This window comes from Dyella sp. 01L423 (assembly GCF_056399945.1).
The window spans coordinates 343,640-364,995 of sequence record NZ_JBFTSI010000001.1; the positions used below are offsets into that span (position 1 = coordinate 343,640).

Consider the following 21,356-nt stretch of genomic DNA (forward strand, 5'->3'; position numbering starts at 1 on the left):
CCAAAGAGAATGGCCTGAAGAGCTCGCAGCATTACGTTGGGATAAGCCCGAACGCTCGAGGTGTGTCATTGCTTGGCAACCTCCGCCGCTACACAGCGGGTACCTCCAAGCGCTTCTCAACGCGCGATGGCGCTGAGGACTTAAAGCGGAGCTTCGCTGCGCATCGGCTTTTGCCCACTCCTTTCGAATTTGCTACCGCACCTGGCGCTTGTCTGTGGGAGCGCACCCTGTGCGCGACAGCCACGCCTGGGTGTACCGCTCCGTAGGTTGGTCGCGCACAGGGTGCGCTCCCACAAATAACCGAGCGGCGACTTTGATCCAGCATCCACGGGCCCGCGTCCCCCTTGTAGGAGCGCACTTGTGCGCGACCGCAGCGCTGGGGTGTACCGCTCCGCCGGCTGGTCGCGCACAACTGCGCTCCTATAAAAAGCCATCCAAATCAGTTTTACTACGGTCATGCCCATGACCCAGCCACCATCATCCGCGACCAACGTCGCCCCCACGGTCACGCGATGAACCCTCCCGCCGTGCTCACCCCGCTGGCCCTCGCGCCGCTCAATACGCGCATCGCATTCCTGCTGGAGCTGGCGCGGCGGCTGCATCAGTACGGTACGGCGGCGCCGCGTCTGGAGGGGGCGATCTGGGGTGCGGCCCAGCGGTTGGGGCTGGTGGCGGACGTGTGGTCCAGCCCCACGGCCATCATCATTTCGTTCACCGACCTGTCCCAGGGCGAGGACGAGGTGGCGCAGGTGACACAGGTGATGCGCCTGGCGCCTGGCGATGTGAACCTCGGCCGCCTGAGCGATGCCGACGCCATTGCCGACAAGGTGATCGCCGGCGACATCGAATTGCGCGAAGGTTTTCGCCTGCTGCGCGAGCTGGGCAGGCCGGATACGCGGCGTGCGCAAGCCGGCGTGATTGCCAGTTATGGCCTCGCCGCCGCGAGCGTGGTGGCGCTGCTGTTGCACAGCTCGTGGGCCGACCTGGTCACGGCCGCGTTGATCGGCCTGATCATCGGCACCATCACCGTGCTGTCGGCCACGCGTCCGCGCCTGGCGGTGGCGAGCGAGGCGATCAGTGCCCTGGTAGCGACGACCATCGCCATCGTGGTCAGCCAATTCGTGGTGCCGCTGGCAATCAAGTCGGTGATTCTGGCGGGACTGATCGTCCTCATGCCCGGCATGGCCCTTACGACGGCGGTGCGCGAGATTTCCAGCCAACATCTGGTAGCCGGCGTGGCGCGCATGGGCGGCGCAATCGCCACGCTGATCAAGCTGACCTTCGGTACGGTCGCTGCCACTCAGCTATGCAGTGCCTTTGGTGTGGAAGGGCGTGATTACGCGCTGCCGCCGCTGCCGGCTTGGACAGACTATCCGGCCTTGATCGTGGGCGCCTTTGCCTTTGCGATTTCGTTCAGGGCGGCGAGACGCGATTGGCTGGTGGTGATGGCCGCGGTCGTGCTCGGTTATTTGTCCACGCGCTGGGGCGGCGCTTTGGCCGGCCGATTGCCGGCGGCGCCTTTCGGCGTGTTCCTGGGAGGCTTGATCCTCAGCAGTGTCGCCAATTTGTATGCGCGTTTCGTGCATCGGCCGGGTGCGATGATCCGTGAGCCCGGGATCATCTTGCTGGTACCGGGTAGTGTGGGATTTCGCAGCGTGTCGTATATGTTGGAGCGCGATACGACGCTGGGCATGGACAGCACCATGCTGCTGATCACGTTGCTTATCGCGTTGGTGGCGGGGTTGCTGTTTGGCGACCTGTTGATCGCGCCGCGCCGCTCCCTTTGAAGCTTACCGGCGAAGCGTCGGTGTTCGCTGACAGGACAACCCGAAAATAGCGGGTACGTCGTGGCGTAGTATGTTTCTGACGAAGCACCATCCGGCTTTCTTTGTTTGGGCTGCGACGACCACTCTGCCGAACGGGGAAAAGATTGCAGCCGAAATCGATGGTTGAAGGGCGGCCGCGTAGCGTTCTGATTGCCGATGATCATCCGATGTTCCGGTTGGCCTTGCGCTATGTGCTGGCCGCGCGCGATGCGCACGCGAACATCGTCGAAGTGGCGAGCCAGGCGGCGCTGGAGGCGGCCGTCATGTCGGAAGCGTTCGATCTCGCCCTGCTCGATCTTGCCATGCCCGGCGTCAACGGTTTTTCCTCTTTGGTGTATCTGCGCTGCGTGCGTCCGGATATGCCAGTGATCGTGATCTCTTCCTACGATGATCCGTATACGGTGGACCGCGCCAAGCAATTTGATGCGGCCGCTTTCGTGCCGAAGTCAGCCGCGGCGAAGGACATCGGCCATGCGATCGAGATCGTGCTCGCCGGCGGCACCTGGTTCCCGGCCGGCAAAGTCGATGCTGGCAGTGCGGATGCCAGGACCCGGCGGCGCCTCACCTCCCTGACCGCGCAACAACTGCGAGTGTTGCTTTGCGTTGGCGAGGGTCGGCTCAACAAGCAGATCGCCGACGAACTGCGTTTGGCGGAAAACACCGTCAAGGTCCATGTCAGCACGATCCTTAAAAAGCTCCAGTGCAGTACGCGCACGCAGGCAGCGGTAGTGATACGCAGCCTCCTGCTTGACTCGACGCATGCACCATTGCAGGTTCGCGATGAAGGCATCAGCTGACGACGCCTCGCTATGGCGCACGCCCATGCCGGCCGGATTGATCGCCTTAGGTCCGGGCCCCGATGAGCGACCCGTGATCATCAAAGAGGTCGATGGAACGATCGAGCGTACGCCCCGTTGTGCGGGTTGCTTGAAACGGTGATCTATGCCCGTTCTTAAGACTCGGATATGGATGGCCAAATCAAATGTGCATGCCGGCGTGACATCGCTCGACCTTCGTTTATGTTGCGGTGCGTTAGTACCAATTAGCTATTTGTCGCCCCAGCATGCGTCCCTAGGATGGATGAACGCCACGCGGCTACCACGGGGAAGTCGCTTCGCGCGCAACGCGTGATCAAGCAAGGGGAGACGCAATGAGGGGCAAGGAAGGGGAATTTCCTGGCATCGATGCCATGCAGTCGCTGTCGTCCATGCAACGACTGAAGTCGATCATGGGTGGCTCGATCGGCAACCTGGTCGAGTACTACGACTGGTATGTCTATACCTCGTTCTCGCTGTACTTCGCCAAGGCGTTCTTTCCGCAAGGCGATGCCGTATCGCAAGCGCTAAACGCCGCGGCCATCTTCGCGGTCGGCTTTCTCATGCGACCCATCGGTGGCTGGTATTTCGGCCGGTACGCCGACCGCCACGGACGCCGCGCGGCGCTCATGCGTTCGATCGTACTGATGTGCGCAGGTTCGCTGCTGATTGCGCTTTGTCCGACCTATGGGACCATCGGTATCGCCGCGCCCGTGTTGCTGGTCTTTGCGCGCTTGATGCAAGGCCTGAGTCTTGGCGGCGAGTACGGCAGTTCGGCGACGTATCTGTCCGAAATGGCCGCCGGCAAACGACGGGGCTTCTGGTCCAGCTTCCTCTACGTCACGCTGATCGCAGGCCAGTTGCTGGCGCTTGGTGTGCTGATCGTTCTGCAGCAATGGGTTTTCACCGAGACGCAGCTCAAGGCCTGGGGATGGCGTGTTCCGTTCGCGATTGGCGCCGCCGTGGCTGTCGTCGCGCTGTTCCTGCGCCGGAACATGGCCGAGACCGCGGCGTTCGTAAGCAACCAGGCCAAGGCAGTGACTGTCCGCCGGGAGAGTTCGCTGGGCTTGTTGGTCAAGCACTGGCGTCCGGCGCTGATCGTGGTCGGCTTGACCATGGGCGGCACGCTGGCCTTCTACACCTATACCACCTACATGTCGAAGTTCCTGGTGCTCAGTGTCGGCCTGAGCAAGGAGACGGCTACTCTGGTAAACGCCGCCACGTTGTTGGTCTACATGGTGTTGCAGCCGCTGGTGGGTGGCCTGTCCGATGTCATCGGCAGGCGTCCGATCCTGATTTCGTTCGGCGTGCTGGGCGTGCTCTTGACGGTGCCGGTACTCAGCACGTTGCGAGGCGTCACGGGTCCCTACGAGGCCTCTGCACTGATCATGCTGATGCTGGTGGTCGTGTCGGGTTACACCTCGATCAACGCGGTCGTGAAGGCTGAGCTGTTTCCCGTCGAGATACGTGCCCTCGGCGTGGGTCTTCCCTATGCATTGGCTGTCGCGATTTTCGGCGGCAGCGCGGAGACGGTCGCGCTGTGGTTTAAGCAGAGCGGCCACGAGAGCGGGTTCTACTGGTACGTCACGGCGTGCATCGGCTGCTCGTTGCTGGTTTACCTCTTCCTCCCCGATACCAAGAAAACCTCGTTGATCGAGGACTAAGCAGCACCTTTCCCTTCCGCATCTTCCGGTCCGCGCAAGCGGGCCTTGGGAAAGTGCGGGCTTTTTTCCTGCGAAAAGTCGAGGAGCTGGTTGATGAAGAGAAGAATGCGCAATGCCTTATCGCTGGCCGCGTTGCTCAGTGCGGCCGGCGCCACGACCACGGCACAGGCTGCCGATGAACTGACCTGGCATGGCATCACCCTGTATGGAACCTACGACATCGGCATCGTGCACCAGACACACGGCGCGCCACTGAGCAAGGACTGGGGCGTTGGCGTGGCCTACCTGATTGCAAAGAACAGCGACAAGGCGCAGACGACGATAGCGCCGAACGGACTTTCGCAATCGCGCATCGGCCTCAAAGGCAAGGAGGATCTGGGCGGCGGCGTGGCCTTCGTCTTCAACTTCGAGGTTGGCTTCAATCCGCAGTCGGGTCGACTTTCCGATAGCCTTGCCTCGCTTACCTACAATAACGGTCGCGCGCTGGACACGCAGAAGTCGGCAGGCGATTCGTCGCGTGCGGGCCAGGTGTTCAACGGCCCGGCATTCGTCGGTCTGAGTTCGAAGGAGCTGGGAACGCTGACGGCCGGACGCAACAATACAGTGCTGCTCGACAATATCGGTCGCTACGATCCGATGAACGGCTCGTATGCGTTCTCGGTGATCGGCCTTCAGGGCACCACCTCGGGTGGTGGCTATACACAGGATGCGCGCGCCGACAATTCGCTCAAGTACAACGGGAAATGGGACAGCTTGCGGCTGGCCGCCTTGTACCAGGTTGACAGCGGACATGGCGGCCAGGGCACGGGCTGGCAACTCAACGCAGGCTTCGATGGGCAGGATTTCTCGATGGAAGCGGTCTACGCCAGCAAGAAGGATGGCGTGTCCGCCGCCTCGCTCAATGCCGTACAAGCCAAGACGATGCCGCACGATTCGCTTGCCGCCGTTGTTTCGGACAACACCTCGTGGACGCTAGACGGAAGCTATACACACGGCCCTTTCAAGCTGTATGCGGGCTTCGAGCGCATCGAATTCGAAAATCCTTCGCGCCCGCTCAAGCCGGGCTTCACCGGCCTCGGGGGTTACACCTTCAGCGTGGTCAACAATGAGGCATTCCCGCACACCAAGCGCCTCGGCGTATCGTGGTTTGGCGTGAAGTACGCCATCAACAAGGATTTCGACCTTACCGGCGCCTACTATCACTACAACCAGAACGCCTATGGCAAAACGATTTGTCATGAACGCAGCGCGGCCAATTGCAGCGGTCAGCTCGATGCCTATTCGGTGCGTCTGGTCTGGCACAACTTTGCCAAGGGATTTGACGCTTATACGGGTGCCATGTTCTCGCGTGTTTCGGACGGTCTCGCCGCGGGTTACCTGCACAGGTCGACGATTGATCCGATGGTGGGCGTGCGTTTTCAGTTCTAAGCGCGCCGAAAACCAACGCGAAAAAAAAAGCCGGCCAATGGCCGGCTTTCTTATCACTGCGGATTAGCGATCAGATCGCCAGATCCTTTTCTTTTTTGCCTGCCTTCAGCGCATCGTTGAACCAGCGCGGACGCTTGCCGCGGCCGGACCATACCTGTTCGGGGTCGGCGGGATTGCGATACTTGGGCGCCACCGTGCCGCCGCTGCGGCGCGTTTTGCCGCCACGAGCATTGCCGAAGATATCTTCGAAGGAATAACCCTCGGCCTTGATCAGTGCGTGGATTTTCTCGCGCAGCTTGCCGACTTTTTCCTTGCGCAACTCCTGCTGGCGAACCTGCGCTTTATTGATCAGGTCATTGAGCTGGTTATGGTTGAGACTCTTGAGATCAACTGCCATGCGTAACTCCCGGGGTGAGTGTGACTGCCTGACTTGGGTACTGCGACTTAAGCAGTACCTCTTTTGGATTATTGATTTTTACCGATTAACTGAACTGTTGCAAAGCAAATAGTACTGATTGGGGAAAAATTCTTAGCGATCGGTCGCGAAAATAATGCCAATAGGGGCCAAAGGCCGTATCGGGTTTGAGGGGGTAGAGGGACCTCGGCGCTGGCCTTGCGAGCTCCGAAGGTGCCCATGCTGCCCACAAGCGTCCAGGGGAATGGAGTGATGCGAATAAAAAAAAGCGGCCGCTAGGCGACCGCTTTTTGAGGCTTTCCGGGGCGATTAGCCCAGCAGCGCAAACAGCTCGTCCTGGCTGATGGCCCGCGCTTCGGCTTCGTTGCGCGCCCGGTATTCCAGCGTGCCGGCCGCCAGGCCGCGTTCGCTGACCACCACGCGATGCGGAATGCCGATGAGTTCCATATCCGCAAACATGGCGCCCGGACGCAGGCCGCGATCGTCCAGCACCACGTCGATGCCGCGGCCCTGCAGGGCCTGGTAGAGCGCATCGGCTGCCTGCGCGATCTCCGGCGTGTTCTTGGGATTGATCACGCACACAGCCACACGCCACGGCGCCATGGGCTCGGGCCAGATGGCGCCGGCGTCGTCATGGCGCTGTTCGATGGCGGCCGCCACGATGCGGCTGACGCCGATGCCGTAGCAGCCCATCATCATCACCTGGGCCTTGCCGTTCTCATCCAATACCGTGGCCTTGAGCGCCTCGGCGTACTTGGTGCCGAGCTGGAACACGTGGCCCACTTCGATGCCGCGGGCCATGTGCAGCGTGCCCTTGCCGTCCGGCGAGGCATCGCCAGCCACGACCTTGCGGATGTCCTCCACCCGGGTCACGCGCGCGTCGCGATCCCAGTTGGCGCCGGTGTAGTGGGTGCCGTCCTGGTTGCCGCCGCAGACGAAATCAGCGAGCACAGCGGCGTCGCGGTCGACGATGACCGGGATTTCCGCAGGCAGCTGCACCGGGCCGATGAAACCCGGGCGGGCGCCGGTGATGGCGAGGATTTCCTCTTCCGTGGCCAGCACGGATTCGCCCGGCATTTCGGCCAGCTTGCCGGCCTTCACTTCATTGACTTCGTGGTCGCCACGCACGCATAGCGCGACCAGGCCATCGGTGCCGCGCACCACGATGGTCTTCACGCATTGTTGCGGCGACACCTCGAGGAAGCTGGCGACGTCTTCGATGGTCTTCTGCGTGGGCGTAGCCACCCGCGTGAGTTCGGCGGCCGGGGCAGGGCGCGCCGTGGTGGGCGCGAGCGCTTCGGCCTTCTCGATGTTGGCTGCGTAGTCGGAAGCATCGGAGAACGCGATGGCGTCTTCGCCCGAATCGGCCAGCACCTGGAACTCGTGGCTGGCATTGCCGCCGATGGCGCCGGTATCGGCCTGCACGGCGCGGAACTTCAGGCCCAGGCGCGTGAAGATGCGCGAGTAGGCTTGGTACATCGCGTCATAGGTCTGCTGCAGCGAGTCCTGCGTGAGATGGAAGGAATAGGAGTCCTTCATCAGGAACTCGCGGGCACGCATCACGCCGAAGCGCGGGCGGATCTCGTCGCGGAATTTGGTCTGGATCTGATAGAAGTTGACCGGCAGCTGCTTATAGCTCTTGAGCTCGTTGCGCGCGTAATCGGTGATCACTTCCTCGGCGGTCGGCGCATAGCAGAACTCCTGCTCCTTGCGATCCTTGACCTTCAGCAGCTGCGGGCCGAACTTGGACCAGCGGCCGCTTTCTTCCCACAGCTCCTTGGGCTGGATGGTCGGCATCAACAGCTCGACCGCGCCGGCGCGATCCATTTCCTCGCGTACCACAGCCTCCACCTTGCGCAGCACGCGCAGGCCCAGTGGCGACCAGGTATACAGGCCGGCGGCCAGTTTGCGGATCATGCCGGCGCGCAGCATCAGGCGATGACTGGCGATTTCGGCGTCGGCAGGGACTTCCTTGACGGTGGCCAGGTGGAATTGGCTGAGGCGCATGCGAGCGGATCCGGCGGAGAAAGAGGCCGATTATAGCGGCCCGCGACGCTCAAACTCGCGGGCCGCGGCAGCTTCTTCCCGCTGAGGCAGGCTCAGTTGCCGGAGCAATACTGCTGATATTGAGCTTCGGCGGCGGCCTGTTGCTGCTTGCGCTGGTCGGTGTTCATGACCTTCTGCTGGTCGCCTTCCTGCATCACCACCGGTCCGCTGCTCTTGAGCATCTCCATGTTGTTCTTGAGATTGGCGCAGAGTTTGGTGCGGTTTTCGGGCGTATCGGCCATGGGTTGCTGGGCGGCCTGCGGCTGGTTGTGGCCGGCCGTTTCGGGATTGCTGGTTGCTTCAGGCGCAGCCAACGGCTCGACCGAGCCCGAGGTGGTGACCTTGTTGTACTTGGTGCCCTGCGGCGGCGGCGCGTCGGAGTAGTGCACGGTGCCGCCGGCATCAGTCCACTTGTAGGCCTGGGCGAGGGCCAGGGGGGCGACGAGCAGCAGCGCGGTGGCGATCAACAGTCGACGCATAGTGGGCTCCGGGACCTTGGGCTGTGTGCAGGTTTGTTAAGGAAAGCGTAGTCGTTCCGGGCGGACTTGCCGGGCCTGGCCCGGTGCGCCGGCGAGGCCGGCCGCGTCCCCCTGCGACGCCGTAGCATCCTTGCACCCCGTCCAGCCGGACTCAAGCGGGGGATGGTTTACACTGCGCGCATTCCGTCACGGATTGATTCATGAGCGACAGTACGCCCGTCCGCCCCCCGCGCCACCGGGGCATTTATCTGCTGCCGAACCTGTTTACCACCGGCGCGATGTTTGCGGGCTTCTACGCGATCGTGACGAGCATCGCCGGCGATTTCAGTTCGGCTGCCATTGCCGTGTTCGTGGCGGCGTTGCTGGACGGCATGGACGGCCGCGTGGCCCGTCTGACCAACACCCAGACCGAGTTCGGCGTGCAGTACGACTCGCTGTCGGACCTGGTCAGCTTTGGCCTGGCGCCGGCGTTGGTGATGTACACCTGGTCGCTGTCCACCTTGAAGGACTATGGCCCGACCTGGGGCAAGATCGGCTGGGCCGGCGCCTTCATCTACGCGGCCTGTGCCGCGCTGCGCCTGGCGCGCTTCAATACGCAGGTGGGCGTGGTCGACAAGCGCTATTTCCAGGGCCTGGCCAGTCCGGCAGCGGCAGCGGTCTGCATGTCGTTCGTCTGGAGCATGGACAAGTTCGGTGTGCTGGGTGCCGAGGTACCTTTTCTCACGCTGGTGATGGCGGTGCTGGTGGGTCTGCTGATGGTGAGCAATTTTCGCTACTACAGCTTCAAATCGCTGCCGATGGGCGATCGCGTGCCGTTCCTGTGGGTGTTGATCGGCGTGCTCGTGCTGGTGCCGTTCTTCATTGATCCGCCGCGCGTGTTGTTCGTGGTGTTCACCCTTTACTTGCTGTCCGGTCCGGTGATGACCCTGTGGGGACGCGCCACGCGTCGCCGTCGCCGGGGAGTGGCCTGATGACCGGACTCGCGCGGGCCACGTCCCATCGCGAGCGCGTACTGCGCGCGCTCGGCGTCACGCCCTGGGTGCGGCGCAGCGTGGTGGCGGGGCCTGTTGCGAGCGAGGCGCCGGTGGTCGATGCCTTGGCCGAGGTCGTGTCCGGCGATTGCATCGTGGTGCTGCCTGCAGGCTGCTCGCCGCGTGAGCTCGATCTGGTGGGCCGCGCCCTGATGGCCTGCGGCGCCGCCATCGCGCGCGCGCCGCGCATTGAAGTGAGCAATGGCCAGTTGCCGGCTGCACCGGTAGCCCGTGCCTATCTGGTCTTCGGCGAAGCGCAGGCGCATGCGCTGGGTCGCGAACTGCCGGCGGCGGCGCTGAGTCGCGCCCACATCGTGCTGGCCGACGAACCGGCGAGCGTGCTCGCCTCGGGTGCAGGCAAGCGTCGCCTGTGGAATGCGCTGCGCAGTCTGCGCCGCGCACTGGTCGCTACCGCGGAGTAATCCCTGCATGGTCGCCGTGGCCCGCCCTCACGCCGAAATCCGCGCCATGCGCCGCGACGACGTGCCCATGGTGGCAGCGCTGGAGGCCGCGTCGTACGACTTTCCCTGGACGGCTGGCATCTTCAGCGACTGCCTCAAGGCGGGGCATCCGTGCTGGGTGATGTGGGTGGATGGGGTGATCGCTGGCTATGGCGTGTTGTCCGTGGCCGCGGGCGAGGCGCACGTCCTCAATGTGTGTGTCGGCCCGGATTATCGTGGACTCGGCCTGGGGCGCTTCCTGTTTCGTCGGCTGCTGGATATCGCGCGATGGAATGGGGCGGGGCGGGTGTTCCTCGAGGTGCGGCCGTCCAACCCCTCGGCGCAGAATCTCTATCGTTCGCTGGGGTTTGAGGAGATCGGCCGGCGGCCGAAGTATTACCCGGCGAAGGATGGGCGGGAGGATGCGATTGTGATGGCGCTGGATTTGGTGGCGGGGTAGAGGACGCCGGACGGCTGTTTGTGTAGGAGCGCACTTGTGCGCGACCAGCCGACGGAGCGGTACACCCACGCGCTGCGGTCGCGAACAAGTGCGCTCCTACAAGGGAGCACGCAGGCCCGAGGTGGTGGATCAGGCTTGGCGGGCGGCTCTTTGTGGGAGCACACCCTGTGCGCGACAAACCTACGGAGCGGAACACCCAGGCGTGGCCGTCGCGCACAGGGGGCGCTCCCACAGACAAGCGGGCAGGCCAATAGTTGAAGAGCTAGTGCGGATGCACCTGAGACTTCGCTTTAAGGCCTCCCCGCTACGGCCCGTTGCGGCGTAGCGGGAAGACCGAAGAGGCGATCGAATCGCCTCAGCCCAGCTTTTGCGCCTGCTCGCGCAGCGCCGTCAGCTGCACACCCCAATCGGCGATGCGCTGGCGCTCCTGCGCCACCACTTCCGCCGGTGCGTTGGCGACGAAGTTGGCGTTCCCCAGTTTGCCTTCGCACTTCTTGATCTCGACTTCGATGCGGCCGATTTCCTTGGAAAGGCGAGTCTTCTCCGCGCCCAGATCTATCAGGCCGGCAAGCGGAATCAGCACGCGCATCGAACCCACCACGGCGGCTGCGGCGGCTGGTTCGTTGGCGCCCGATTCAATCCACTGCGGCGCGTCCACGCGGGCAAGGAAGCTGATCTGTGCGGCGAATTTGGCGGCGCGTGCGCGATCGCTCGCGTCGCCGTCGGCGAGCAGCAGAGGGATGGTCTTGCCGGGGGCGATATTCATTTCCGCGCGGATGCGGCGGATGCCGCTCAGCACGTTCTTGAACCATTCGACTTCTGCCGTAGCTGCATCGTCGGCGACGATGTCGCCGGCCTTCGGCCACGGGCGCTCCAGCAGGAACTTCGCGTCGAGGTCGAGCTTCGGTGCGACCGAATGCCAGATCTCCTCGCTGATGAACGGGATGATGGGATGCAGCGCGCGCAGGATGGTTTCCAGCACGACCACCAGCGTGTGGCGCGTGGACGCCGCAGCCGCGGCATCGTCGCCATTCAAAGCCGGCTTGGACAGCTCCAGGAACCAGTCGCAGAACTCGTTCCAGGTGAACTCGTACAACTCCTGAGCGAGCAGGTCGAAGCGATAGCTGGCGAAGTGCTGTTCGACGTCGGTCAGCGTCTGCTTGAGGCGCGTGAGGATCCAGCGCTCGGCCTCGGTGACCGGTGCACCGCCCGGTGCGGGCAGCTGTCCTTCAGGCAGGTTCATCAGCACGAAGCGCGCGGCGTTCCACAGCTTGTTGCAGAACGCCTTGTAGCCTTCGGCGCGCTTGATGTCGAAGTTGATCGTGCGGCTATAGCTGGCAAGCGCGGCGAAGGTGAAGCGCAGCGCGTCGGTGCCGATGGCGGGAATGCCGGTCGGGTAATCCTTGCGGATGCGCTTTTCCACCTTGTCGCGCACCTGCGGGATCAGCAGCGACTTGGTGGACTTGGCCACCAGCGGCTCCAGCTCGATGCCGTCGATCAAGTCCAGCGGATCGAGCGTATTGCCCTTGGACTTGGACATCTTCTGGCCTTCCGCATCACGCACGATGGCGTTGATGTAGACGTGGCGGAACGGCACGCGACCGGTGAAGTACTTGGTCGCCATCACCATACGCGCGACCCAGAAGAAAATGATGTCGAAGCCGGTGACCAGCACGGCGCTGGGCAGGAACACGTTGTCGTTGGCCCAATCGGCCACGACGTTGCCGTGCTCGTCCTTCACCGGGCCGTCCATCGGCCAGCCGAGCGTGGAGAACGGCCACAGCGCGGAGCTGAACCACGTGTCGAGCACGTCGTCGTCCTGGCGCAGCGCGCCCACCGGCGTCGTGCTGGCGTGCGCACGCGCGTCGGCTTCGTCTTCGCCCACGAAAATATTGCCGGCTTCGTCGTACCACGCCGGGATGCGGTGGCCCCACCACAGCTGGCGGCTGATGCACCAGTCCTGGATGTTCTCCAGCCACTGCGTGTAGGTGGTGCTCCAGTTCTCCGGCACGAACTTGATTTCGCCCCCGCGCACGGCTTCCAACGCCGGCTCGGTGATTTCCTTGCGGCCTTTCTCGCTGGTGAGGTCGAGGAACCACTGATCGGTGAGCATCGGCTCGATCACGGCATCCGAACGCTGGCTCACCGGCACCTGCAGCTTGTGCGGTTTGGTTTCGACGAGCAGGCCTTCGGCTTCCAGATCCGCGAGCACGGCCTTGCGTGCTTCGTAGCGGTCCATGCCGCGGTATTTTTCCGGCGCGTTCTCGTTGACCTTCGCGTCCAGGGTGAAGATGTTGATCGGCGCCAGCTGGTGACGCTGGCCGATGGCGTAGTCGTTGAAGTCGTGCGCGGGCGTGATCTTCACGCAGCCGGTGCCGAATTCGCGATCGACGTAATCGTCGGCGATCACCGGAATCTCGCGGCCGCTCAGCGGCAGGCGCAGCGTCTTGCCGATCAGGTGCGTGTAGCGCTCGTCTTCCGGATTCACCGCCACGGCGACGTCGCCGAGCATGGTTTCCGGACGCGTGGTGGCCACCACCACGCTGTCCTTGCCGTCGGCCGTGTTGTAGCGGATCGACCACATGTGGCCGTCGCGCTCGACGTTGTTCACTTCCAGGTCGGAGACCGCCGTACCCAGCAGCGGATCCCAGTTCACCAGGCGATTGCCGCGATAGATCAGGCCGGCGCGGAACCACTCGACGAACACCTTGCGCACGGCCTCCGAAAGGCCTTCGTCCATGGTGAAGCGTTCGCGCGACCAGTCGGCGGCGGCGCCGATGCGGCGCATCTGGTTGGTGATGGTGGAACCGGATTCTTCCTTCCACTTCCATACGCGTTCCACGAACGCTTCGCGACCCAGGTCATGGCGCGTCTTGTCGTCCAGGGCGAGCTGGTTCTCGACGATCTTCTGCGTGGCGATGCCTGCGTGATCGGTGCCCACCTGCCACAACGTGTTCATGCCGCGCATGCGCTGGTAGCGGATCAGCATGTCCATCACGGTCTGCTGGAAGGCATGGCCCATGTGCAGCGTGCCGGTGACGTTCGGCGGCGGCAGCAGGATGCAGTAGGGCTCGCCCTGGCCGGACGGCTTGAAGTCGCCGCTGGCTTCCCAGGCGGCATACCACTTCGATTCGATCTGGCCGGGCTCGAAACTCTTGTCCATCAGGGGCTCGCGATTGCGCGCCGGGGCGGGCGCGTGGGGATAGTCGGTAAAGGGTCGATTGTACGGGCGGGGCGGCTGGGGTGCCAAAAGCCCGCTTCTAGCTCCTACTCCCCTGCGGGGAGAGGGCTGGGATGAGGGGGCGGGGCTGGCCCGAACGCTTGGTTGGAATATGGGGGCTTTTTCTGTGGGGTAGGTGCGCTTCCCGCGAGCACCCGCCCCTCACCCCAGCCCTCTCCCCAAAGGGGAGAGGGGGTTAAGAGCTGCGCAGCTGGCGGCCGTACGCGTGCACCTCATCCACCAGCACCTTCACATGCTCCGGATTCACCTCCGGCGTAATGCCATGCCCCAGGTTGAACACATGGCCCGGATGGTTGCCGTAGCTGTCCATCACCCGGCGCACTTCGCGGCGAATGACCTCGGGGCTGGCCTGCAGGATCGCCGGGTCCAGGTTGCCCTGCAGGGCGACACGGCCAGCCACAGCCTGGCGGGCGTCGGCAAGATCCACGGTCCAGTCCACGCCCAGCGCGGTGCAGCCGGTGTCGGCCATGGTGGCCAGGTGCTGGCCGGCGCCCTTGGAGAACAAGGTGACGGGCAGGTCGCGGCTTGCGGGGTGGGCCTTCAGCGCCTCGACCACCTGGGCCATATGGCGCAGCGAGAACTCGCGGAACGGCGCGGGGCCAAGCAGGCCGCCCCAGGTGTCGAAGATCATCAGCGCTTGGGCGCCGGCGGCAGCCTGGGCGATCAGATAGGCCGCCACGGCCTGGGCCAGCGTGTCGAGCAACTGGTGGGCGAGCGCGGGCTCGCTCCAGCACATGGCTTTGAGGCGGGCGAAGTCGCGCGAGCCCTGGCCTTCCACCATGTAGCAGGCCAGCGTCCACGGGCTGCCGGAGAAACCGATCAGCGGCACGCGACCGTCCAGCTCTTTTCGGATCACGCGCACCGCATCCATCACGTAGCGCAGCTCGGTTTCCATATCCGGCACGCCGAGCTTTTCGATGTCGCCGCGCGTGCGCACGGGATGCGCGAATTGCGGGCCCTCGCCCTGCGCAAAGCTCAGTCCCAGCCCCATCGCATCGGGAATGGTGAGGATGTCGGAGAACAGGATGGCCGCGTCCAGCTCGAAGCGCTCCAGCGGCTGCAGTGTCACTTCGCAGGCCAGCTCAGGGCTTTGCGCCAACGCCATGAAGCTGCCGGCGCGGGCGCGGGTGGCGCGATATTCCGGCAGGTAGCGGCCGGCCTGACGCATGACCCATACGGGCGTGGTATCGGTGGCCTCCCGGCGCAGGGCGCGCAGGAAGCGGTCGTTCTTCAATGCTTGGGTCATCTTAAGGTCCGTACGGGCCATCCAGGCCTTGGCTGAACATCACGCGGAAGCCGCGCTTGATCTGCGCGTCGCGTGCTTTTTCGAAGGCGGCGAGCGCGTCGTCACGCTCGAGAAACTGCTCGCGCTTGAGGGTGGCCTTGCCACCCTGCACACCCGATTCGCGATAAAGCGTCCAGCCACCCAGCAAGTCCTGCTCCAGCGTGATCTGGGCATAGCGCGGCGCCTCGGCGGTGGCGGTCATGGCTTGCAGGTAGAGGCGCATGGAATCCGGTTCGAAGATAAGGGCGGTCAACCGCAGACCCGCATTCTAGAAGGCTTCGCCCCTGGGGGGCGAGTGCGGCGGCGTGTCGCGTTGGGGCAAATGCGAGTCTCTCGGCGTGCCGCGTCGCGCACAGGGTGCGCTCCCACAGGTGTCAGCGGCTCGTGTGGGAGCGCACCCTGTGCGCGACAACGACGAAGCCAAGCCAATCAGCGTGCCGCTTGCTCCAGCACCGCCAAAACATCCTTCTCATCCACGCCGCTGACGATTTCCGCGCGTCCAATACCCCGCCACAGGATCAGCCGCAGCGTGCCCGCCAGATTCTTCTTGTCCAGCCGCATCAGCGCGAGCAGCTGTTCGGGATCCATGCCGGAAGGAATCGTCCTCGGCAGGCCCATCGCAGCCAGCAGTCGATGCAGACGTGCAGTATCTGCCGCCTCGCTCATGCCCATGCGTTCGGACAATTGCGCGGCCAACAGCATGCCCACGGCGACACCTTCGCCATGCAGCAGCACCTGGTATTTGCCGGCGGTTTCAAGCGCGTGGCCGAAGGTGTGACCGAGGTTGAGCAGGGCGCGTTCGCCTTGTTCGGTTTCGTCGCGCGCAACCACGCCAGCCTTGTACTGCACCTTGCGTGCGATCGCTTCGATCAGCGGTGCGCTCTCGCGTGCGTTCAACGCAGCGGCGTTGTTTTCCAGCCACGCAAAGAACGCCGGGTCACCAATCGCCGCGCCTTTCACCACTTCGGCGAGACCTGCGCGGTATTCGCGTTCGGGCAACGAGGCGAGCGTGTCGGTATCGGCAATCACCGCGCGAGGCTGGTGGAAGGCGCCCACCAGGTTCTTGCCCGCGGGCAGATTCACGCCGGTCTTGCCGCCGACGGACGAATCCACCATCGACAGCAGGGTGGTCGGCATCTGGATGAAGTCGATGCCACGCATCCAGCAGGCTGCACTGAAGCCCGCCAGATCGCCCACTACGCCACCACCCAGGGCGACCACGCAGGCATCGCGCGTGGCGCCCAGCTGAGCCAGTGCTTCCAGTGCGCGACCGACGTTGGCGAATGTTTTGTGCGCCTCTCCATCGTCGAGCAGGAAGCTCGACCAGTGCAGGCCGTCCAGTCCCGCGGCCACGCGTTCCAGATAGAGCGGCGCCACCGTGGTGTTGCTGATCACCAGCGCATGGCGGCCGCGCAGGGCGCTGCGCCACCGGGCGCTATCGGCAAGCAGGCCGGGGCCGATCCACACGGGATAGCTGCGATCGCCGAGGGCAACGTCGATGGTGCGGGGCTGGGCGTGCGTGGTCGTGGTCATGCGGCTCGTTGCCAATGCTGATCGATCAGGAGAATGCTCCGTGCGCTGGCGGCATGCACGGTTTCGTGGGCGCCGGGGATCGCCAGGTCAGCCAGTTCCTCGTAGAGCGAGGTGCGACTCTTCGCCATGGCGGTAAGGCGTTCTGCGCGGTCCACCCCGGCAAGCAGCGGTCGCTGGCGATCCTGCGCCAGGCGCTCAAGCTGCTGTTCCAGCGTGGCCTGCAGCCACAGCACGTAGCCGCGCTCGGCGAGCAGGCGCCGGTTGGCTGGATCGAGCACGGCGCCGGCGCCGGTGGCCATCACCACGCCGCTGCGGAGGCTGGTTTCCTCCAGCAGCGCGCTCTCGCGCTGGCGAAAGCCGGCCTCGCCCTCGATCTCGAACACGGTGCCGACCGGCACGCCGCAAATCCGTTCGATTTCCTGGTCGATATCGATGAAGCTCAGCCCATAATGGTCAGCCAGCCGACGCCCGATGGACGTCTTGCCGGCGCCGGTAGGGCCGACGATGAACAGGTTGCACGATGGATTCATGGGTAAATGCTAGCAGGCGCGAAAGCGCGCGGTGGCGGCCAGGGCAGGAGAGCATGCCATGAGCGCGCGCGTCCTGATTGCCGGTGCGGGCGATGTCGGCCTGCGCGTGGCGCGCCTCCTGCGGGGGCGTGGTCACGAGGTCTGGGCATTGCGGCGTGGCGTTGCCGCCGACGAGCACGATATCCACTGGATACAGGGCGACCTGACCAAGCCGGAAACCATGCGCGCGCTGCCTGATGGCATCACGCATATCGTCTACCTGCCGACGCCCGATGCGCGCGACGAGACGCTGTATCGCGCGGTGTTCGTGGATGGCTTGCGACACCTGCTGGACGCCCTCGACACGCGAGCGCTGCAGCGGTTGCTGTTCGTGTCCTCCAGTGCGGTCTATGGCGAACATGGCGATGCATGGGTGGACGAAGAAACGCCACCAGCGCCGCCCGGGTTCAACGGACGCGTGTTGCTGGAAGCCGAGCACTATGCCGCGGCGCGCGCGCCCGCCGTGACATTGCGTCTGGCAGGGCTCTACGGGCCGGGGCGCATGCAGCTGATCGAACGCCTGCGCAACGGCACCGTGCGCGTGCCGCGCGCGACACCGCACTGGGCCAATCGCATCCATGTCGATGACGCCGCAGCGGCCATCGTGCATCTGCTGTTCGCACACGACCCGTTGCCGCTCTACCTTGGCGTCGACAACACGCCGCTGCCGCTGGACGCGCTCTATGACGAGCTTGCGCGACGCGTGCACGCGCCGCTTCCCGCCGAGGGCGAGGCGCCAGCGGGCGTCGGCAGCAAACGCTTGAGCAATGCACGACTGCGAGCCAGCGGCTTCGTGCCGCAATGGCCCGATGCGCGCGAGGGCTACGCTGCGTTGCTGGCCGGCGATGCTTGAGTCACGATCAGGGCCCGCCGTCGTCCAGCCAAGATCAGCTGTGATACTTCACTCACTTCGGAGAGTTCCATGCCCAGCAATGTGTCGCTCCATATGATCACCACCGGCAACGAGCTGCCGGGTTATCGCATCGTCCGCCCGATGGGCATCGTGCGCGGCATCACCGTGCGTTCGCGCAGCGTGGTGGGCAATCTCGGCGCCGCCTTGCAGACGCTGGTGGGCGGCAATATCACCATCTACACGGAACTGTGCGAAAAGGCCCGCGAAGAGGCCTTCGAGCTGATGATGCGCCATGCGGCGGAGCGTGGCGCCAATGCCGTGATCGGCATGCGCTACGACGCCAACGACGTGGCCGAAGGCGTGACCGAAGTGCTGGCCTACGGTACGGCGGTGGTGGTCGAGCCGGTCGCCTGATCAGCTGTGGTTGAGCGCGATGACGTGACGGTCATCGTCGTATTCCACCGAGGTATCGGCCTGTTCCTTCAAAGTGGCGAGCGCGTGGCGGCTCAGTCGCTCGTAGTGGGCGAGAAAGCGCAGCATCGTGTCGGCGTCCATCGCCAGCGGCGCATGGCGGGCCAATAGGTCTTCTTCCTGTTGGCTGCGCCAGCGGCGCACGATTTCCCAGTTGGGCGCCTGCAGCACGATCAAGGCATCAAGCTTGCGCCACAGCGGCTGGTAGGCGCGCAGCTGCTTGTTGACCCAGTGGCGCCAGATGCCTTCGGGGTCTTCGTCGCGTTCCAGCGAATTGACCGGTTCTTCCAGCGCTGCCTGCAACTGCGGGCGCAGGCCCAGCGCCCAGCCTTCGAGGATCACCAGCTTGGGCGGCCGGATCACCTTGGGCCATTTCGATGGTGCCACGCGCGTGTCGCGGCCCTTGTCGAAGCGCGGGTAACTCACCGGCAACTTGTCAGAAGCCTGCGGCAATGCGGCCAGCACCGACAGCAACAGCTCGATTTCGTGGGTGCCCGGCACGCCGCGGGTGCGAAGTAGCGGGTGGATCTGGTGAGCAAGGACTTCACGTTCGCTTCGCGAATAATAGAAGTCGTCCAGCGACAGCACCTCGCAAGGCCAGCCGCGGGTTTCGGCCTGGGCCTTCATTTCCCGCGCCAGGGTGCTCTTGCCGCTGCCTTGCAGGCCGGAAAGCCCCAGTACGTAAGGGCGGCGGGCGCGGGCAATGCGTCCGGCATATTGGTCGAGCAGGTGCCCGGCCAGGGTCGAATTCTGCGTGCTAGCATCTGGAGACATGCCGGCCATGATGGCGCGCGCGAGCCACGATTCAAGACCCCCATGCTGAAACCAGAAATTCTTGACACTTTCGCGCAACTGCTGGACGAGGCCACGGCAACGGGGGAACCCGAACCCACGGCCATGAGTCTGGCCACCGTCGACGCAGCCGGGCGGGTGAGTTCGCGCATCGTCTTGCTCAAGGGCGCGGACGAGCGCGGGTTCCGCTTCTACACCAACTACGAAAGCGACAAGGGCAGCCAGCTCGAGGCGCATCCCCAGGTGGCGCTGTGTTTCCACTGGAAGCAACTGCGCAATGCCGTGCAGGTGCGCGTGGAAGGCCTGGCGCGCAAAGTGCAGCCGGAAGAATCGGACGCGTACTTCGCCACGCGTGCACGCGAGAGCCAGCTCGGCGCCTGGGCGTCGCTGCAGTCGCAGACGCTGCCCGATCGCGAAACATTCGAGCAGCGCTACGCGCGCTACGAACACGAGTTCGAAGGTCGCCCGGTGACGCGTCCGCCGCATTGGGGCGGTTACGTGGTGGAGCCGGACATGGTGGAGTTCTGGTACGGCGCCGACTATCGGTTGCACGAGCGCGTGCGCTGGAGCCGCCACGGCCAGACCTGGACGAGCCGTCTGCTGTACCCCTAAACCCGACCAAGGCCATCCGCATGCGTGCAGCGCCCGCCGACCACGTCGCCCAGAATGGGTTTGTCGTACACACCCGCGGGCGCGGCTTCACTGACATCAGCGACAAGGTCGGTGATGTGGTGTCCGCCAGCGGCGTGCACACCGGCATCGCCCACGTTTTCAGCCTGCACACCAGCTCCTCGTTGCTGATCAGCGAAAACGCCGACCCGGCCGTGCGCGAGGATCTGGAACGCTGGTTTTCGCGTGCCGTGCCCGATGGCGATGCGATCTTCCAGCATGACGAGGAAGGTCCGGACGACATGCCGTCACACGTACGTGCCATTCTTACCGGCGTCAGCCTGGTGGTGCCGGTGCACGCCGGGAAACTCCAGCTGGGGACCTGGCAAGGCATTTATCTATGGGAACACCGCCGTGATCCGCACCAGCGCAAGATCACGGTGACCGTGCTGGGGCATTGAAGGCGTGACCGAAATTCGCAGCAACACCGACCACTATCCGCAGCGCATCGTCTGCCTTACCGAAGAACCCACCGAAGTGCTGTACGCACTCGGCGAGGAACATCGCATCGTCGGCATTTCCGGCTTCACCGTGCGGCCGCCGCGGGCGCGCAAGGAGAAGCCCAAAGTGTCGGCCTTCACCAGCGCGAAGATCGACGAGATCCTCAAGCTCGAGCCTGACTTCGTGGTCGGCTTTTCCGATATCCAGGCCGATATTGCGCGCGAGCTGATCAAGGCCGGCGTAGAGGTGTGGATCAGCAACCACCGCAGCGTGGATGGCATCCTTGCGTATATCCGGCGCCTGGGGGCGATGGTGGGTGCGCACGAAAAGGCGGATGCGTACGCGCGCAAGGCCGAGCAACAAATTGAACGCATCCAGGCGGCAGGGGCTCAGTTCAAGCGTCGACCGAAGGTGTATTTCGAGGAATGGGACGATCCGTTGATCACCGGCATCCAATGGGTGGCGGAGCTGGTTCGCATCGCTGGCGGTGAGGATGTGTTTCCGCAGATGTCGGGCGAGTCGCTGGCCAAGCATCGCATCCTGGCAGATCCCCTGGAGGTTGTTCGCGCGGCGCCGGACATCATCCTGGGCTCATGGTGCGGCAAGCGTTTTCGCCCGGAGAAAGTGGCGGCGCGCGAAGGCTGGGATGCGATTCCCGCTGTGCAGCACGGTGATCTTTATGAGATCAAGTCGCCGATCATTCTGCAGCCGGGTCCGGCGGCGCTGTTCGATGGGCTTGAGGCCATGCATGGGATTTTTGCGGAGTGGGACACAAAGCAAAGCAGCTGACTTGCTTTTAGCGGCACCGCCGGAAGCCGCAGAAAACACTGTGGGAGCGCACCCTGTGCGCGACAAGCCCACGGAGCGATACACCGCAGCGTGACTGTCGCGCACAGGG

General features: G+C 64.2%; 21 protein-coding genes. 12 read left to right on the top strand and 9 right to left on the bottom strand.

The features are described 5' to 3' along the window. Positions 1–512 precede the first annotated feature (512 nt). The 4 genes from AC1DMY_RS01485 to AC1DMY_RS01500 all read left to right on the top strand — a co-directional run bounded on the left by AC1DMY_RS01485 (position 513) and on the right by AC1DMY_RS01500 (position 5,733). Positions 513–1,787, top strand: coding sequence for a threonine/serine exporter family protein (locus AC1DMY_RS01485; RefSeq protein ID WP_477163274.1), 1,275 nt, complete (start codon positions 513–515; stop codon positions 1,785–1,787). A 158-nt stretch (positions 1,788–1,945) separates the two neighbouring features. Next, on the top strand, positions 1,946–2,623 hold the full coding sequence (locus AC1DMY_RS01490) for a response regulator transcription factor (protein WP_477163275.1): 678 nt from the start codon (positions 1,946–1,948) through the stop codon (positions 2,621–2,623). 353 nt (positions 2,624–2,976) lie between these two features. Further along, entirely contained in the window at positions 2,977–4,305 is a 1,329-nt protein-coding gene (locus AC1DMY_RS01495; RefSeq protein WP_477163276.1) for an MFS transporter, read from the top strand. Positions 4,306–4,398: 93 nt separating this feature from the next. Continuing rightward, entirely contained in the window at positions 4,399–5,733 is a 1,335-nt protein-coding gene (locus AC1DMY_RS01500) for a porin (RefSeq protein ID WP_477163277.1), read from the top strand. Between the two features lie 70 nt (positions 5,734–5,803). Here the strand turns inward: AC1DMY_RS01500 and AC1DMY_RS01505 are convergent, their stop codons facing one another. The 3 genes from AC1DMY_RS01505 to AC1DMY_RS01515 form a co-directional block, all read right to left on the bottom strand. Continuing rightward, entirely contained in the window at positions 5,804–6,130 is a 327-nt protein-coding gene (locus AC1DMY_RS01505) for an H-NS histone family protein (RefSeq protein WP_477163278.1), read from the bottom strand. A gap of 327 nt (positions 6,131–6,457) precedes the next feature. Beyond that, positions 6,458–8,155, bottom strand: a complete 1,698-nt coding sequence (locus tag AC1DMY_RS01510; RefSeq protein ID WP_477163279.1) for a proline--tRNA ligase — start codon at positions 8,153–8,155, stop codon at positions 6,458–6,460. Between the two features lie 92 nt (positions 8,156–8,247). Next, positions 8,248–8,673 (bottom strand): DUF4124 domain-containing protein, encoded by a 426-nt coding sequence (locus tag AC1DMY_RS01515; RefSeq protein WP_477163280.1) that lies wholly within the window; start codon positions 8,671–8,673, stop codon positions 8,248–8,250. A 200-nt stretch (positions 8,674–8,873) separates the two neighbouring features. Between AC1DMY_RS01515 and pssA the strand changes: the two genes are divergently transcribed. Genes pssA through rimI form a run of 3 tightly spaced genes read left to right on the top strand, consistent with a single transcriptional unit; the run spans position 8,874 to position 10,604 of the window. Then, the gene (gene pssA, locus AC1DMY_RS01520) at positions 8,874–9,644 is read left to right on the top strand and encodes a CDP-diacylglycerol--serine O-phosphatidyltransferase (protein ID WP_477163281.1); all 771 of its coding nucleotides are present in this window, start codon (positions 8,874–8,876) and stop codon (positions 9,642–9,644) included. Beyond that, complete coding sequence (locus AC1DMY_RS01525; RefSeq protein WP_477163282.1) at positions 9,644–10,126, top strand: hypothetical protein; 483 nt, start codon at positions 9,644–9,646, stop codon at positions 10,124–10,126. Before pssA ends, AC1DMY_RS01525 begins: the two co-directional genes overlap by 1 nt. A gap of 7 nt (positions 10,127–10,133) precedes the next feature. After that, positions 10,134–10,604, top strand: a complete 471-nt coding sequence (gene rimI, locus AC1DMY_RS01530) for a ribosomal protein S18-alanine N-acetyltransferase (RefSeq protein ID WP_477163283.1) — start codon at positions 10,134–10,136, stop codon at positions 10,602–10,604. 355 nt (positions 10,605–10,959) lie between these two features. Here rimI and AC1DMY_RS01535 read toward each other — a convergent pair whose 3' ends face one another. From AC1DMY_RS01535 to AC1DMY_RS01555, 5 genes are all read right to left on the bottom strand, one after another. Then, positions 10,960–13,767 (bottom strand): valine--tRNA ligase, encoded by a 2,808-nt coding sequence (locus AC1DMY_RS01535; protein WP_477163284.1) that lies wholly within the window; start codon positions 13,765–13,767, stop codon positions 10,960–10,962. Between the two features lie 253 nt (positions 13,768–14,020). Next, a complete protein-coding gene (gene hemE / locus AC1DMY_RS01540; RefSeq protein WP_477163285.1) occupies positions 14,021–15,091 on the bottom strand; it encodes a uroporphyrinogen decarboxylase in 1,071 nt (356 codons plus the stop codon). 1 nt (position 15,092) lies between these two features. Then, positions 15,093–15,353 carry a WGR domain-containing protein gene (locus tag AC1DMY_RS01545; RefSeq protein ID WP_046970406.1) on the bottom strand — a complete coding sequence of 87 codons (261 nt, stop codon included), beginning with the start codon at positions 15,351–15,353 and terminating at the stop codon, positions 15,093–15,095. A 206-nt stretch (positions 15,354–15,559) separates the two neighbouring features. Further along, positions 15,560–16,663, bottom strand: coding sequence for a 3-dehydroquinate synthase (gene aroB, locus AC1DMY_RS01550; RefSeq protein ID WP_477163286.1), 1,104 nt, complete (start codon positions 16,661–16,663; stop codon positions 15,560–15,562). Then, entirely contained in the window at positions 16,660–17,193 is a 534-nt protein-coding gene (locus tag AC1DMY_RS01555) for a shikimate kinase (protein ID WP_477163287.1), read from the bottom strand. Before AC1DMY_RS01555 ends, aroB begins: the two co-directional genes overlap by 4 nt. Before the next feature lie 58 nt (positions 17,194–17,251). Here AC1DMY_RS01555 and AC1DMY_RS01560 point away from each other — a divergent pair, with 58 nt between their 5' ends. After that, positions 17,252–18,085, top strand: a complete 834-nt coding sequence (locus AC1DMY_RS01560) for an NAD-dependent epimerase/dehydratase family protein (protein ID WP_477163288.1) — start codon at positions 17,252–17,254, stop codon at positions 18,083–18,085. A gap of 69 nt (positions 18,086–18,154) precedes the next feature. Next, a complete protein-coding gene (locus tag AC1DMY_RS01565; RefSeq protein WP_046970402.1) occupies positions 18,155–18,499 on the top strand; it encodes a YbjQ family protein in 345 nt (114 codons plus the stop codon). Here AC1DMY_RS01565 and AC1DMY_RS01570 read toward each other — a convergent pair whose 3' ends face one another. Continuing rightward, the gene (locus AC1DMY_RS01570; protein ID WP_477163289.1) at positions 18,500–19,330 is read right to left on the bottom strand and encodes a kinase; all 831 of its coding nucleotides are present in this window, start codon (positions 19,328–19,330) and stop codon (positions 18,500–18,502) included. A 42-nt stretch (positions 19,331–19,372) separates the two neighbouring features. On the opposite strand from AC1DMY_RS01570, the gene pdxH reads away from it, so the two are divergent. From pdxH to AC1DMY_RS01585, 3 genes are read left to right on the top strand one after another with little or no spacing between them, the layout of a single operon-like run. Then, on the top strand, positions 19,373–19,960 hold the full coding sequence (gene pdxH / locus AC1DMY_RS01575; protein ID WP_477163290.1) for a pyridoxamine 5'-phosphate oxidase: 588 nt from the start codon (positions 19,373–19,375) through the stop codon (positions 19,958–19,960). A 20-nt stretch (positions 19,961–19,980) separates the two neighbouring features. Beyond that, entirely contained in the window at positions 19,981–20,418 is a 438-nt protein-coding gene (locus AC1DMY_RS01580; protein WP_046970399.1) for a secondary thiamine-phosphate synthase enzyme YjbQ, read from the top strand. A gap of 4 nt (positions 20,419–20,422) precedes the next feature. Next, complete coding sequence (locus tag AC1DMY_RS01585) at positions 20,423–21,247, top strand: cobalamin-binding protein (RefSeq protein ID WP_477163291.1); 825 nt, start codon at positions 20,423–20,425, stop codon at positions 21,245–21,247. Positions 21,248–21,356 lie beyond the last annotated feature (109 nt).

Coding starts and splice junctions, on each gene's coding strand:
- AC1DMY_RS01565 (WP_046970402.1), top strand. CDS start 18,155: ATGCCCAGCAATGTGTCGCTCCATATGATCACCACCGGCAACGAGCTG.
- AC1DMY_RS01535 (WP_477163284.1), bottom strand. CDS start 13,767: ATGGACAAGAGTTTCGAGCCCGGCCAGATCGAATCGAAGTGGTATGCC.
- AC1DMY_RS01560 (WP_477163288.1), top strand. CDS start 17,252: ATGAGCGCGCGCGTCCTGATTGCCGGTGCGGGCGATGTCGGCCTGCGC.
- rimI (WP_477163283.1), top strand. CDS start 10,134: ATGGTCGCCGTGGCCCGCCCTCACGCCGAAATCCGCGCCATGCGCCGC.
- pssA (WP_477163281.1), top strand. CDS start 8,874: ATGAGCGACAGTACGCCCGTCCGCCCCCCGCGCCACCGGGGCATTTAT.
- AC1DMY_RS01525 (WP_477163282.1), top strand. CDS start 9,644: ATGACCGGACTCGCGCGGGCCACGTCCCATCGCGAGCGCGTACTGCGC.
- AC1DMY_RS01485 (WP_477163274.1), top strand. CDS start 513: ATGAACCCTCCCGCCGTGCTCACCCCGCTGGCCCTCGCGCCGCTCAAT.
- AC1DMY_RS01500 (WP_477163277.1), top strand. CDS start 4,399: ATGAAGAGAAGAATGCGCAATGCCTTATCGCTGGCCGCGTTGCTCAGT.
- AC1DMY_RS01580 (WP_046970399.1), top strand. CDS start 19,981: ATGCGTGCAGCGCCCGCCGACCACGTCGCCCAGAATGGGTTTGTCGTA.
- AC1DMY_RS01490 (WP_477163275.1), top strand. CDS start 1,946: ATGGTTGAAGGGCGGCCGCGTAGCGTTCTGATTGCCGATGATCATCCG.
- AC1DMY_RS01570 (WP_477163289.1), bottom strand. CDS start 19,330: ATGTCTCCAGATGCTAGCACGCAGAATTCGACCCTGGCCGGGCACCTG.
- AC1DMY_RS01505 (WP_477163278.1), bottom strand. CDS start 6,130: ATGGCAGTTGATCTCAAGAGTCTCAACCATAACCAGCTCAATGACCTG.
- pdxH (WP_477163290.1), top strand. CDS start 19,373: ATGCTGAAACCAGAAATTCTTGACACTTTCGCGCAACTGCTGGACGAG.
- AC1DMY_RS01555 (WP_477163287.1), bottom strand. CDS start 17,193: ATGAATCCATCGTGCAACCTGTTCATCGTCGGCCCTACCGGCGCCGGC.
- hemE (WP_477163285.1), bottom strand. CDS start 15,091: ATGACCCAAGCATTGAAGAACGACCGCTTCCTGCGCGCCCTGCGCCGG.
- AC1DMY_RS01495 (WP_477163276.1), top strand. CDS start 2,977: ATGAGGGGCAAGGAAGGGGAATTTCCTGGCATCGATGCCATGCAGTCG.
- aroB (WP_477163286.1), bottom strand. CDS start 16,663: ATGACCACGACCACGCACGCCCAGCCCCGCACCATCGACGTTGCCCTC.
- AC1DMY_RS01510 (WP_477163279.1), bottom strand. CDS start 8,155: ATGCGCCTCAGCCAATTCCACCTGGCCACCGTCAAGGAAGTCCCTGCC.
- AC1DMY_RS01515 (WP_477163280.1), bottom strand. CDS start 8,673: ATGCGTCGACTGTTGATCGCCACCGCGCTGCTGCTCGTCGCCCCCCTG.
- AC1DMY_RS01545 (WP_046970406.1), bottom strand. CDS start 15,353: ATGCGCCTCTACCTGCAAGCCATGACCGCCACCGCCGAGGCGCCGCGC.